Here is a 12,949-nt window from a genome sequence, read left to right on the forward strand (position 1 = left end):
GTGAGCGTGCCTGAGTCGGATTCGCTGGTGGCTTCCGAGGCCGACGAACGTTCTGCGGCAGCGGAATTCGAAAGCGTCTGGAGCGATTTGCAGGGCGTCTCGTTCGCTCAGGGCTACCTCGACGCCGGTGGGACCCGCACCCGCTATCTGCATACCGGTGACACCGACAAGCCGGTGCTCGTCTTCCTGCACGGCTCCGGTGGGCATGCGGAGGCCTATGTGCGCAACCTGGAGGCGCACGCCGAGCACTTCTCGGTCTGGTCGATCGACATGCTCGGCCACGGCTACACCGACAAACCCGGTCATCCGCTGGAAGTCGGCCACTACGTCGACCACCTGCTGGCGTTCCTCGACGCCGTCGGGGCCGACCGCGCCCACGTCAGCGGTGAGTCGCTCGGTGGTTGGGTCGCGGCGCGATTCGCGGTCGACCACCCCGACCGGCTGGACCGGCTGGTGCTCAACACCGCGGGCGGCTCGCAGGCCGATCCCGAGGTGATGAAGCGGATCATCACCCTGTCTATGGCCGCCGCCGAGAACCCGACGTGGGAGACGGTGCAGGCCCGCATCAAGTGGCTGATGGCAGACAAGACCAAGGATTACGACGACATCGTCGCCAGCAGGCAGCGGGTGTACCGGCAGCCGGGGTTCGTTGCGGCGATGCGCGACATCATGGCGCTGCAGGACCCGGAGATTCGTGCACGCAACCTCCTCGGGCCCGACGAGTACGGATCGATCACCGCGCCGACCCTGGTGGTGTGGACCAGCGACGATCCCACGGCCGACGTGACGGAGGGGCGACGCATCGCCTCGATGATCCCTGGCGCCCGCTTCGAGGTGATGACCGGATGCGGTCACTGGCCCCAGTACGAAGATCCCAAGACGTTCAACCGCCTGCACCTGGACTTCCTTTTGGGGCGGTTGTGACGACGACCGACGTCGACGTCGTCATCGTCGGGGCAGGCCCGTCGGGACTGACGCTGGCCAACATCCTTGGGCTGCACCGGGTTCGGACGCTGGTGGTCGAGGAACGCGACACGCTCATCGACTACCCCCGCGGTGTCGGTCTCGACGACGAGGCGCTACGGACCTTCCAGTCGATCGGCCTGGTCGACCGGGTGCTGCCGCACACCGTGCCGAACCAGATCCTGCGGTTCTTCGACGCCAACCGACGGCTGCTCGCCGAGATGGCGCCGCCCGACGCCCGGTTCGGCTGGCCCAAACGCAACGGCTTCGTGCAACCGATGGTCGATGCCGAATTGTTTGGCGGCCTGGACCGATTCGACCATGTGGAGGTCCGGTTCGGGTGCCGGATGGAGTCTTGCCTCGAGTCTGACGACGCGGTGACGGTGCAGTTCGCCGGCGACAAGCCGTCGGTCACGGCCCGTTACGTGGTCGGTTGCGACGGCGGCCGCAGCGCCACTCGCCGGCTGATGGGCGTTTCGTTTGACGGCACCACGTCGTCGACCCGCTGGCTGGTGGTCGACGTCGCCAACGACCCGCTCGGCCATCCCAACAGCGAGGTCGGCGCCGATCCGGCGCGCCCCTATGTGTCGATCTCGATCGCCCACGGCATCCGCCGCTTCGAATTCCTGATCCATCCTCACGAGACCGACGCAGAAGCCGACGATCCGGCGTTCGTCAGAAGAATGCTGGCGCAGCGGGTCCCGTATCCCGAGCAGGTCGACATGATCCGGCACCGGGTCTACACGCACCACTCCCGCATCGCCGGTTCGTTCCGCAAGGGCCGGATGCTGCTGGCGGGTGATGCCGCGCACCTGATGCCGGTCTGGCAGGGGCAGGGATACAACAGCGGTATCCGCGACGCGGCCAACCTCGGCTGGAAACTCGCCGCGGTGGTGACCGGGCAGGCTGACGACGCCCTGCTGGACACCTACGACGTCGAGCGTCGCAAACACGCTCGCGCGATGATCGACCTGTCCACCATGGTCGGCCGCGTGATATCGCCGACCAACCGCAGGGTAGCCGCGTTGCGGGACCGGATCATTCACGCCGCTTCCGTGGTCCCCTCGCTGAAGCGCTACATCCTCGAGATGCGTTTCAAGCCGATGCCGCGCTACCAACAGGGCGCCGTGTTCCACTCCGCACCGGGTGCCGGTGCGGCAGGGGCGGTCTCGCCGACGGGTACGCTGTTCATCCAGCCGCGCGTCGACACCCGAACCGAGCAGAACGTGTTGCTCGACGACGTGCTCGGACCGGGATTCGCGGTGCTGTGCTGGAGTAACAACCTGCGAGCGATCCTGGGCGACAACGCGTTCAACCGATGGAAGGCGTTGGGCGCGGAGTTCATCGAGGCGCGCCCGATGACTCAGCTGCGCTGGCCGGGCCACGACGACGACGATGTGGTGGTGATCGGCGACAGGACCGGTGCGCTCAAGGCGTGGTTCGACACCTACACCGACTCGGTCCTGTTCCTACGCCCCGACCGCTGCATCGCCGGCGCCTGCATCGCCCAGCGCGCCGCCGAACTCAGCGAAACTCTTTTCGATGTTCTGTGTCTGACCCAGGGAGGAGGCACCGGTTCTCATGGGCACACTGGCCCTGTGCTGCATGTCGCACAGCCCGCTACTGAACCTTCCGGGACCGTCACGGGATCTCCTTGACGACATCGAGACGGCGATATCCGGTGCACGCCGGTTCGTCGCCGACTACGACCCAGAACTCGTCGTCATCTTTTCCCCGGACCACTACAACGGGTTCTTCTACCGGACGATGCCGCCATTCTGCATCGGCACGGCCGCCCAGGGGGTCGGTGACTACGGCACGCACGCCGGCCCGCTGAACGTGCCCGAAGAGGTCGCGACCGACTGTGCCCGAGCGGTTCTCGAGTCCGGAATCGACGTCGCCATCTCGGCGAGCATGGACGTCGACCACGGAACGGTCCAACCGCTGCAGAACCTGTTCGGGGATCCGACGTCGGTGCTGACGATCCCCGTGTTCATCAACTCGGTGGCCACCCCGCTCGGGCCGGTGCGCCGGGTGCGGGCGCTCGGAGCGGCGCTCGGCACCTTCCTCGCGACGCTCGACAAACGAGTCCTCGTCGTGGGGTCCGGTGGGCTGTCGCACGATCCGCCGGTGCCCACGTTGGCGACCGCGCCGCCCGCCGCACTGGAACGGATCGTGCACGGTGCGCCCATGACGCCGGAACAGCGGCAGGCCCGCCAGGTCGCGGTGATGGACGCCGCGCAGGCGTTCGCGCACGGCGAGAGCCCGTTGCAGCCGCTGAACCCGGAGTGGGACACGGCTTTCCTCGAGCTGATCGACAACAACCGGCTCGCCGAGGTGGACGGCTGGTCCAACGAGTCGATCGAGCGCGAGGCCGGCCATTCGGCACACGAAGTACGCACGTGGATCGCGGCTTTCGCCGCGCTAGCCGCGCACGGGCCCTACCGCACCGAACAGCGGTTCTACCGTGCGGCACCGGAATTGATCGCAGGGTTCGCGATCAGGACGGCGGTTCTAGATGTCTGACAACAAGTTCGACCACACCGTCGACGTGCTTGTCGTCGGGTCAGGTGGCGGCGGAATGACCGCGGCGCTGGCCGCCGACGCGTTCGGTCTGGACACGCTCATCGTCGAGAAGTCGGCACAGTTCGGCGGGTCCACCGCGTTGTCCGGCGGCGGTATCTGGGTGCCCGGTGCGCCGTCACAGCGCAAAGCGGGTTACTCTCCGGATCCCGACGATGTCGTGGAGTACCTGCGTCAGATCACCGGAGGCTTGGTCAGCGACGCACGTCTGCGCCAGTACGTCGACACCGCTCCGGAGATGATGGAGTTCCTCGAAAAGCGCAGCCCATGGTTCGAATTCGTCTGGAAGCCGGGCTACGCGGACTACTACCCGGAGCTGCCGGGGGGATCGGCACAGGGCAGCACGATCAACGTGCCCGCCATCGACCTGCGCAAGCTGGGCGACGAGGAGCAGCACCTGCTGCAGCCGCTCGCGCTCGCTCCGAAGGGAATCTGGTTCGCGCCCAAGGACCTTCGGTTGTTCTACCAGGTTCGCCAGAACTGGCGCGGCAAGGCCGTTCTCGTCAAGTTGATCTGGCGGATGTTCCGAGCCCGGGTTCTCGGTGACCGGATGGCGGCCATCGGCCAGTCGCTGGCCGCCCGCATGCGGTTGGCGCTCAAGCAACACGACGTCCCGCTGTGGCTCAATGCGCCGATGAGCGAACTGATCACCGACGTCGACGGAGCGGTGATCGGGGCGGTGGTGGAGCGTGACGGTCGTCAGCAGCGCATCGAAGCCCGGCACGGCGTGATCCTGGCCGCGGGTGGATTCGACCACGACATGGAGTGGCGCCGCCAGCACCTGCCGCTGCTCGAAAAGGATTGGAGCTTCGGCAATCCGGCGTCCATGGGGGATGCCATCCGGGCGGGGGAGAAGGTGGGCGGCTCGACCGATCTGCTCGACGAGGCCTGGTGGTTTCCCGCGATCTGCTGGCCCGACGGGCGGTTGCAGTTCATGCTCAACGAACGCATGATGCCGTCGCAGTTCGTGGTGAACGGCGAGGGCAAGCGGTTCATCAACGAGGCCGCCCCCTACATGGACTTCGCGCACGCGATGATCGAGGGTCACAACAGCGGGGTCACGCACATTCCGTGCTGGCTGATCACGGACATCCGGTCGTTCCACCGGTACGTGGTCGCCGGGCACCTGCCGATCCCCAAGATTCCGTTCGCGCCGGTGCCGACCGGCTGGAAGGTGCCCAAGGCGTGGCTGGAATCCGGTGTCGTACATGAGGGAAGCAGCTTCGAGGAACTCGCGGGCAAGATCGGCGTTCCGCCGGCCCAACTGCGCCAGACCGCCGAGCGGTTCAACGAGCTGGCGCGCAACGGTCACGACGACGACTTCAACCGCGGCGACTCGGCCTACGACAACTACTACGGCGACCCCACGCTGCCGAACCCGAACCTGCACCCGCTGGGTAAACCGCCCTACTACGCGTTCCAGATCATCCTGGGCGACCTGGGCACCTCCGGAGGTCTGCGCACCGACGAGTACGCCCGGGTGCTGCGCGCCGACGACCACGTCATCGGGGGCCTCTACGCCGTCGGCAACACGTCGGCCGCGGTGATGGGCCGCAGTTACGCGGGCGCCGGTGCCACCATCGGCCCCGCGATGACCTTCGGCTATGTCGCGGCCAAGCACATCGCCGAGCAGCTGTCCGGCTCTGGAATTCAGACCGGCTCTAGTACCGATTCGACACTCGATACACATCGGAAGGTAACGAAATGAAGATCTCGCTGTTCTACGAATTCCCACTGCCGCGGCCGTGGAGCGAAGACGACGAGCACAAGCTTTTCCAGGACGGCCTCGACGAGGTGGAGCTCGCCGACAAGGCCGGTTTCTCGACGGTGTGGCTGACCGAGCACCACTTCCTGGAGGAGTACTGCCACTCCACCGCGCCCGAGATCTTCCTGTCCGCCGCGAGCCAGCGGACCCAGAATATCCGCCTGGGCTTCGGCATCATGCATCTGCCGCCGGTCGTCAACCATCCCGCACGTGTCGCCGAACGGGTTGCGACACTGGACCTGATCTCCAACGGGCGCGTGGAGTTCGGCACCGGCGAGTCGTCGTCGGTCGGCGAACTGGGCGGTTTCGGTGTCGATCCCGCCGACAAGCGCGCGATGTGGGAAGAGGCGCTGGAGGTTTCGATCCGCTGTATGACCGAGGAGCCGTTCACCGGTTTCAAGGGAGAGCACATCGAGATGCCCCCGCGCAACGTCGTGCCCAAACCGCTGCAGAAGCCGCATCCGCCCGTCTGGGTGGCGTGCACCAGGCCCGCATCGGTCGCCATGGCAGCCCAGAAGGGCCTGGGCGCACTGAGTTTCGCCTACACGGGCCCGGGGCCGCTGACCGAGCGGGTGAACGGCTACTACAAGGAATTCGAGGAGAACGGCGCGCCGGTCACTCCGCAGATGAACCCGAACATCCTCGCCATCGGCGGTGACCTGTCGATGATGGTGGCGCCCACCGACGAACAGGCGATCGAACGGCTCGGCAAAGGCGGCGGCTTCTTCGCGTTCGGCATCATGCACTACTACATGACCGGTATGCACACACCGGGCCGGACCGGAGTGTGGAAGCGGCACCTCGAGGAGATCGAGAAGGACCCCAGCATCGTTTATGGCCCCGACCGCGGCCCGATCGGAAGCCCGGACACGGTGCGTAACTTCCTGCGCGGCTACGAGGAAAGCGGTGTCGACGAATTGATCCTGCTGCTGACCCCGCGCAGGCACGAAGAGACGATGGAGTCCATCGAGCTGATGGGCAAGGAGGTGCTGCCCGAGTTCATCGAACGCGACGAGAAGGCGCAGGCGGAGAAGGCCAAACGACTCGAGCCGATCATCGAGAAGGTCGAAGCGCGCCGGCAACCGTCGCAGGCACCCGTCTTCGACGAGAGCTATGCATTCGGCGGACTGCCCACGGGCCGCCAGAACTACACGGCCAACGAGGTGTCGCTGGCGATGGACGAGATGAACGCCGGCATCGAGGCGGCGGCCGCCAAACTCAAGTCAGGAGAAGGGTGGGCGAGCCGCAACCCCGAAGCGGACGCCAAGAGCGCGCAGTGACGGGCGCCGGCTGCAGATGAGCCATGGGCCGATTTGAGGAACTGTGGCGCTACGACGGGCGCCGTGTGGTCGTCACCGGATGCGCCTCGGGCATCGGTGCCCACGTCGCCCGTCAGGTCGCCGACCTCGGCGGCGAGGTGATCGGACTCGACATCAAACCGCCGACCGAGCGTATCGGCGAGTTCGTCGAACTCGATCTGTCGGATCAACAGTCGATCGACCGGGCGGCCGACGCCGTCGGCGACTCGGTCGATGCGCTGTTCAACGTCGCCGGGGTGTCGTCGGGGATCAAGGACCCGCTCCGGGTCGTGACGATCAACTTTCTGGGTACCCGGCGGTTCACCGAGGCGCTGGTGCCCCGGATGCGCGCCGGATCGGCGATCGCGAACGTGTCGTCGCTGGCGGCGTCGGCCTACCGGGACAACGCGCCGGTCACCGCCTGCCTGGTCGACACGGACACGGTTGAGGCGGGCATCGAGTGGTGTCGACGCAATCCCGAGGCGCTGGCCGACGGCGGCGGTTACCGGTTGTCCAAGGAGGCCATCATCCTCTACGGCATGGCACAGGTGAGCGCGTTGGGCGCCAGGGGGATTCGCATCAACTGCACCGCACCCGGGGTGACCGATACGCCGATCCTCGACCAGTTGCGCAGCGCGTACGGACAGGAGTTTCTCGATTCCTTCCGGACGCCGCTGGGCCGGGCCGCCGAACCGCAGGAGCAGGCCAGCGTGCTGACCTTCCTCAACAGCAGGGCGGCCAGTTATCTCACCGGCCAGGTGATCTGGGTGGACGGAGGCACCATGGGGGAGACGGACCTCGCGGGATCGGTACGGCGGCGTTGACGTGAAAGTCGGTACAGTGAAAGGCAATCCATGGCCAGCATGAGCGAGTTCCGCCGCGTCGCCGACGACGTGCGCAATTGGGGCCGCTGGGGCGACGACGACGAGCTGGGCACACTGAACTTCATCACGCCCGAGAAGGTGGCCGAAGCGGCCGCGCTCGTGAAGAAGGGGACGGTAATCCCCCTCGGAGGCGACTTCGGCTCGAACGGCCCGCAGGGGGCGTTCCAGTTCCGCCCGAACCCCACCCACGTGATGACGGTGGACGGCGGCGACGCGAACACGCTGGCGCAGTACGGGCCCCAGTGGCTGCGGAACTCGGTGGCTCACCAGGTCAGCGAGTTCTTCGTGGACAACCCGTTCCGCTTCAACGACGACATGATCGTGATGCCGCTGCAGGCGGCCACGCAGTGGGACGCCATCTCCCACGTCTACTACGAGGACAAGCTCTACAACGGCTTTCCCGCGGACTCGGTGACCAGCTTCGGGGCCGTCCACCTGGGAATCGAGAAGGTCGACGTCAAGGGCATCACCTCCCGAGGAGTGCTGCTCGACGCGGTCCGGCACCGCGGCGCCGACGTCTTCCTCGAACCCGGGAACCCGGTCACACCAGCAGAACTCGACGATATCGCCAAGGCCCAGGGCGTGACGATCACGCCGGGGGACATCGTGGTCGTACACACCGGGTGGTGGACGAGGTTCCTGTCGACCGGTGACGGCTCCGAACCAGGATCCGGACTGGACTGGACCTGCGCATCGTGGCTGCACGACCATGACGTCGCCGCGGTCGCTGCGGACAACCTCATGGTCGAGGACCCCGACCCGGCCAACGGAGTCGAGGGCACGTTTCTGCCGATGCACATGGTCTGCCTGCGCGACATGGGCCTCATGTTCGGCGAATACTGGGACCTCACCGGCCTGGCGGCCGATTGCGCCGCCGACGGTGTCTACGAGTTCCAGTTGATCGCACCGCCTTTGAAAGTCGTTGGCGCGGTGGGCGCGCCCGTCAGCCCGATCGCAATCAAGTAGTGGGTGAGGATATGACTGCAAGCACCAGAACCGGCGGTGCGTCGTTCGTCGTGGGACTCGGCGGCACCCTTCGGGCAAATTCGTCGACCGAACGCGCCCTGCGTTATTGCCTGGCGGCGGTCGAGCAGCAGGGCGGGCGGACGCGGCTGTTCGCGGGACCCGACCTGGATTTGCCGATGTATGCGCCGCACTCGCTGGAACGCACGCCCCAGGCTCTCGAACTGGTCAGCGCGCTGCGCGATGCGGACGCCGTGGTCGTCGGCTCACCCGGTTACCACGGGGCGATCTCGGGATTGGTCAAGAACGCGCTCGACTACATCGAGGATCTGCGGGAGGACCCGCGCGTCTATCTGGACAACACGCCGTGGGGTTGCATCAGTTGCGCCTACGGCTGGCAGGCGGCGGTCAACACGCTCGGACAGTTGCGCTCCATCGGGCACGCGCTGCGCGCGTGGCCGACTCCGCTGGGCGTGGCGATCAACTCCGCCGACCAGATCTGGGACGAGACAGGGGAATTGATCCACGACGCCACCCAGAACCAGCTGGACATGCTCGCCACCCAAGTGCTGTTCTTCGCCAAGGCCGCCCGGGAGACCGCGTGACCGAGCTCCAACGCAAGTCGGTGCTGGTCGACGGGATGGTGACCGGTTACCTCGAAGCCGGACAAGGCGATCCGGTCGTCCTGCTGCACGGTGGGGAGTTCGGCGCCGGCGCCGAGATCGGCTGGGAACACAACATCGCCGCGCTCGCCACGCGTTACCGCGTGCTCGCGCTCGACATGCTCGGGTTCGGCGAATCGGCGAAGGTCATCGACTTCAACGACGGCCGCGGTATGCGGATCCGGCACATCGCGCGGTTCTGCGACGTCGTCGGGGTGGAATCCGCGCATTTCGTGGGCAACTCGATGGGGGCCGTGAACCTGTTCGTCGACGCCACCTCCGAAGCGCCGGTGCTGCCCGCCCGCAGCCTGGTGACCATCTGCGGAGGCGGCGAGATCCAGCGCAACGAGCATTCGGCCGCGCTGTACGACTATGACGCCACGTTCGCGGGGATGCGCCGGATCGTCACGGCGCTCTTCTACGACGCCTCCTACCCCGCCGACGAGGAATACGTCCAGCGCCGCTACGAAGCCAGCATCGCCCCGGGCGCATGGGAAGCACTGGCGGCGGCGCGGTTTCGGCGCCCCGGCCTGGAGGCCCCACCGCCGCCGTCGAGTGCCCGCGCCTACGAGCGCATCACCGTGCCGACGCTGGTGGTCGAGGGCGGCGGTGACAAGCTGCTGCCCAGGGGGTGGGCGGGCGAGATCGCGGGCCAGATCCGCGGCGGCCGGTCCGCGGTGATCGATGCGGCCGGCCATTGCCCGCAGATCGAACAACCGGACGCGGTCAATGAACTACTGCTCGGCTTCCTGGCCGACTTACACGAAGGGGTGGCATGACCGGCGAACTCGAGGACAAGGTCGCGGTCGTCACCGGCGGCTCATCCGGACTCGGTGAAGGGCTGGTGCGGCGGTTCTGCGCCGAGGGCGCCAAGGTGGTCGTCGGCGATGTCGATCGTGAGGGCGGCGCCCAACTCGTCGCCGACCTCGGTGACGCCGTCCGCTTCATCGAGACCGACGTGGCCGAGGTCGAGCAGGTCACCCGACTGGTTTCCACGGCGGTCGAGGAGTTCGGCGGCCTGCACGTGATGGTCAACAACGCGGGCGTGTCGGGCAAGATGTTCCCGAAGTTCCTCGACGACGACCTCGCCGACTTCCACCAGGTGATGGCCATCAACGTCCTTGCGGTCATGGCCGGTACGCGCGACGCGGCTCGGCACATGTCGAAACACGGCGGCGGATCGATCATCAACTTGACCTCGATCGGCGGCATCCAGGCCGGCGGTGGCGTGATGACGTACCGGGCGTCAAAAGCCGCCGTCATCCAATTCACCAAGTCTGCGGCCATCGATCTGGCCCACTACGAGGTTCGCGTCAACGCGCTCGCCCCGGGCAACATCCGGACCGCGATCGTGCGCAAGTCGGCAACGGGAGAGGACCTCGAGCGCCTCGAGGCTTTCGAGGCCAAGATCCGCGAACAGATGCGCAACGACCGCCCGTTGAAGCGGGAGGGCACCGTCGAGGACGTCGCCGAGGCCGCGCTGTACCTCGCCGGAGACCGTTCCCGGTATGTCACCGGAACCATCCTTCCCATCGACGGCGGCACCAGTGCGGGGAAGGTGATTGTCCGCAAATCGAAGCCATGACGACTTTAAATCAGTCGCTTGACTTAAGCGCTCGGGAGCGGTTGACTGTGACGGTGACCACTGCCAGAAGCGTGCGCACCGAACGGGCCAGCACCACGCGCGAAGCGATCCTGGCCGCCGCCGAGCGGCTGTTCGCCGAGCACGGTGTCTACGCGGTATCGAACCGTCAGGTCAGTGAGGCCGCGGGTCAGGGCAACAACGCCGCGGTCGGCTACCACTTCGGCACGAAGGCTGACCTGGTGCGGGCCATCGAGCAGAAGCACCGCGTCTCCACCGAGCGTCTGTTGTCGCGGATGGTCGCCGAGATCGGCGACTCGACCGATCTACGCGACTGGGTCGCCTGCCTGGTGCGCTCGCTCACCGAACACCTGGCCCAGATCGGGACCCCGACGTGGTACGCGCGCTTCGCCGCGCAGGCGCTGGCCGACCCCGAGTACCACAAGATCGTGGTCAAGGGTGCTCTCGAGTCGCCGTCGGTGCAACGCGTCGTCGATGGGATCACCCGCTGCCTGCCGGACCTGCCGCCTGCGGTGGTCACCGAGCGAAACATCATGGCTCGCAATCTGATGATGCACACCTGCGCCGATTTCGAACGTGCCTTCGCCGAGGGGACCGACATGCCGCGCACCACCTGGAGCTCCGCGGCGTCCGGGCTCATCGACGCGATCGTCGGGCTGTGGCAGGCACCGATCACGGAGCGCCCGGCATCATGAAACTGACTGTCGACCAAGACAAATGCGTGTCATCCGGTCAATGTGTGCTCAACGCAACTGACATCTTCGACCAGCGCGACGACGACGGTGTCGTGGTCCTGCTGAACGACAGCCCGGCGGACGACCAGGCCGACAACGCCCGCAAGGCGGCGGCGGCCTGCCCCGCACTCGCCATCCACATCGAGGAATGAGAACGACCATATGTCTGAAACCTTGACCGGAACCCCCGACGTGTCCTCGGACATCCCCGAATACCCGATGGAGCGCGACACCCGCTGCCCGTTCGCCCCACCGCCACAGATGCTCAACCATCCCAAAGGTCTTTTCCGCGTAAAGATCTGGAATGGCAGCACGCCTTGGCTGATCACCGGCTACGAGGAGGCCCGCGCGCTGTTCACCGACTCCCGAATCAGCGTGGACGATCGGATCGACGGCTTCCCGCATTGGAACGCGCACATGCTCGCCACCGTCCACAAGCGGCCACGCTCGGTGTTCACCTCCGACGCCGAGGAACACACCCGCTTCCGCCGGATGCTGTCCAAGCCGTTCACGTTCCGCCGCGTCGAGGGCCTGCGCCCTGCGATCCAGAAGATCACCGACGAGTGCATCGACGCGATCCTTGCCGGCCCCCAGCCCGCCGAACTGGTCTCGAAGCTGGCGTTACCCGTTCCCACCGTGGTGATCAGCGAAATGCTCGGCGTCCCTTATGAAGACCACGAGTTCTTCCAGGAGCATGCGAACGCCGGGCTGGCTCGCTACGCCGCCGCGGACGCCATGCAGAAGGGTGCGATGAGCCTGCACCAGTATCTGGTGAACCTCGTCGAGGAGAAGCAGGTCAACCCGTCCGAGGACGCCGTGTCCGACCTTGCTGAGCGGGTCAACGCCGGAGAGATCAGCGTCAAGGAGGCCGCGCAGCTCGGCACCGGCCTGCTGATCGCCGGACATGAGACCACCGCCAACATGATCGGCATCGGGATCCTGGCGCTCCTCGAGAACCCGGAACAGGCCGACTTCCTGCGCAATGCCGAGGATCCGAAGGTGATCGCCAACGCGGTCGAAGAGCTGATGCGTTATCTGTCGATCATCCAGACAGGTCAGCGCCGGGTGGCGCTGGAGGACATCGAGATCGGTGGCGAGACCATCAAGGCCGGCGACGGCGTCATCTTGGACCTGGCGCCGGCGAACTGGGACGCGCGCGCCTATCCCGACCCCGACAGGCTCGACCTCAGCCGCGACGCGGGTCAGCAGCTCGGATTCGGATACGGCAGGCATCAGTGCGTCGGCCAGCAGCTCGCCCGCGCCGAACTGCAGATCGTGTTCCACACCTTGTTGCGGCGCATACCGACGCTGCAACTGGCCGTGCCGATCGAGGAAGTGCCGTTCAAACACGACCGCCTCGCCTACGGCGTCTACGAACTTCCGGTGACTTGGTAGTCAGGTCCATCCCTCAGCCCGATTGGAGTGTCAACGATGTCAGCACCAACAACTCCCGCCCCCCCCCCCCCCCCCCAGCAAAGACGGCGACAAACAGAC

Annotated in this window: 13 protein-coding genes; all 13 read left to right on the forward strand. The window is 66.5% G+C overall.

What is annotated here, in order from left to right:
- Window positions 1-6: 6 nt before the first annotated feature.
- The 13 genes from A5790_RS11145 to A5790_RS11205 are packed head-to-tail and all read left to right on the forward strand — an operon-like array spanning window position 7 to window position 12,850.
- A complete protein-coding gene (locus tag A5790_RS11145; RefSeq protein WP_231987746.1) occupies window positions 7-924 on the forward strand; it encodes an alpha/beta fold hydrolase in 918 nt (305 codons plus the stop codon).
- The gene (locus tag A5790_RS11150) at window positions 921-2,621 is read left to right on the forward strand and encodes a bifunctional 3-(3-hydroxy-phenyl)propionate/3-hydroxycinnamic acid hydroxylase (protein WP_066843633.1); all 1,701 of its coding nucleotides are present in this window, start codon (window positions 921-923) and stop codon (window positions 2,619-2,621) included. Before A5790_RS11145 ends, A5790_RS11150 begins: the two co-directional genes overlap by 4 nt.
- A complete protein-coding gene (locus A5790_RS11155) occupies window positions 2,569-3,489 on the forward strand; it encodes a 3-carboxyethylcatechol 2,3-dioxygenase (protein WP_066843664.1) in 921 nt (306 codons plus the stop codon). The genes A5790_RS11150 and A5790_RS11155 overlap by 53 nt, the downstream gene beginning before the upstream one ends.
- The gene (locus A5790_RS11160) at window positions 3,482-5,254 is read left to right on the forward strand and encodes an FAD-binding protein (RefSeq protein WP_066843635.1); all 1,773 of its coding nucleotides are present in this window, start codon (window positions 3,482-3,484) and stop codon (window positions 5,252-5,254) included. The genes A5790_RS11155 and A5790_RS11160 overlap by 8 nt, the downstream gene beginning before the upstream one ends.
- Window positions 5,251-6,591 carry an LLM class flavin-dependent oxidoreductase gene (locus tag A5790_RS11165; RefSeq protein ID WP_066808152.1) on the forward strand — a complete coding sequence of 447 codons (1,341 nt, stop codon included), beginning with the start codon at window positions 5,251-5,253 and terminating at the stop codon, window positions 6,589-6,591. The genes A5790_RS11160 and A5790_RS11165 overlap by 4 nt, the downstream gene beginning before the upstream one ends.
- A 23-nt stretch (window positions 6,592-6,614) precedes the next feature.
- Window positions 6,615-7,433 carry a coniferyl-alcohol dehydrogenase gene (locus A5790_RS11170; protein WP_066843636.1) on the forward strand — a complete coding sequence of 273 codons (819 nt, stop codon included), beginning with the start codon at window positions 6,615-6,617 and terminating at the stop codon, window positions 7,431-7,433.
- Window positions 7,434-7,463: 30 nt separating this feature from the next.
- Window positions 7,464-8,459, forward strand: a complete 996-nt coding sequence (locus tag A5790_RS11175) for a cyclase family protein (protein WP_066843637.1) — start codon at window positions 7,464-7,466, stop codon at window positions 8,457-8,459.
- Between the two features lie 11 nt (window positions 8,460-8,470).
- Window positions 8,471-9,061 carry an NADPH-dependent FMN reductase gene (locus A5790_RS11180; RefSeq protein ID WP_066843668.1) on the forward strand — a complete coding sequence of 197 codons (591 nt, stop codon included), beginning with the start codon at window positions 8,471-8,473 and terminating at the stop codon, window positions 9,059-9,061.
- A gap of 35 nt (window positions 9,062-9,096) precedes the next feature.
- Window positions 9,097-9,897, forward strand: a complete 801-nt coding sequence (locus tag A5790_RS11185; protein ID WP_066843671.1) for an alpha/beta fold hydrolase — start codon at window positions 9,097-9,099, stop codon at window positions 9,895-9,897.
- Window positions 9,894-10,703, forward strand: a complete 810-nt coding sequence (locus A5790_RS11190) for an SDR family NAD(P)-dependent oxidoreductase (RefSeq protein WP_066843638.1) — start codon at window positions 9,894-9,896, stop codon at window positions 10,701-10,703. Before A5790_RS11185 ends, A5790_RS11190 begins: the two co-directional genes overlap by 4 nt.
- Window positions 10,700-11,416, forward strand: coding sequence for a TetR family transcriptional regulator (locus tag A5790_RS11195; RefSeq protein WP_066843639.1), 717 nt, complete (start codon window positions 10,700-10,702; stop codon window positions 11,414-11,416). The genes A5790_RS11190 and A5790_RS11195 overlap by 4 nt, the downstream gene beginning before the upstream one ends.
- Window positions 11,413-11,607 carry a ferredoxin gene (locus A5790_RS11200; protein ID WP_066843674.1) on the forward strand — a complete coding sequence of 65 codons (195 nt, stop codon included), beginning with the start codon at window positions 11,413-11,415 and terminating at the stop codon, window positions 11,605-11,607. Before A5790_RS11195 ends, A5790_RS11200 begins: the two co-directional genes overlap by 4 nt.
- Before the next feature lie 10 nt (window positions 11,608-11,617).
- Complete coding sequence (locus tag A5790_RS11205; protein ID WP_066843640.1) at window positions 11,618-12,850, forward strand: cytochrome P450; 1,233 nt, start codon at window positions 11,618-11,620, stop codon at window positions 12,848-12,850.
- The last annotated feature ends 99 nt before the right edge of the window (window positions 12,851-12,949 follow it).

The sequence above is a fragment of the Mycobacterium sp. 852002-51152_SCH6134967 genome, from assembly GCF_001667105.1.
Taxonomy (GTDB): Bacteria; Actinomycetota; Actinomycetes; order Mycobacteriales; family Mycobacteriaceae; genus Mycobacterium; species Mycobacterium neumannii_A.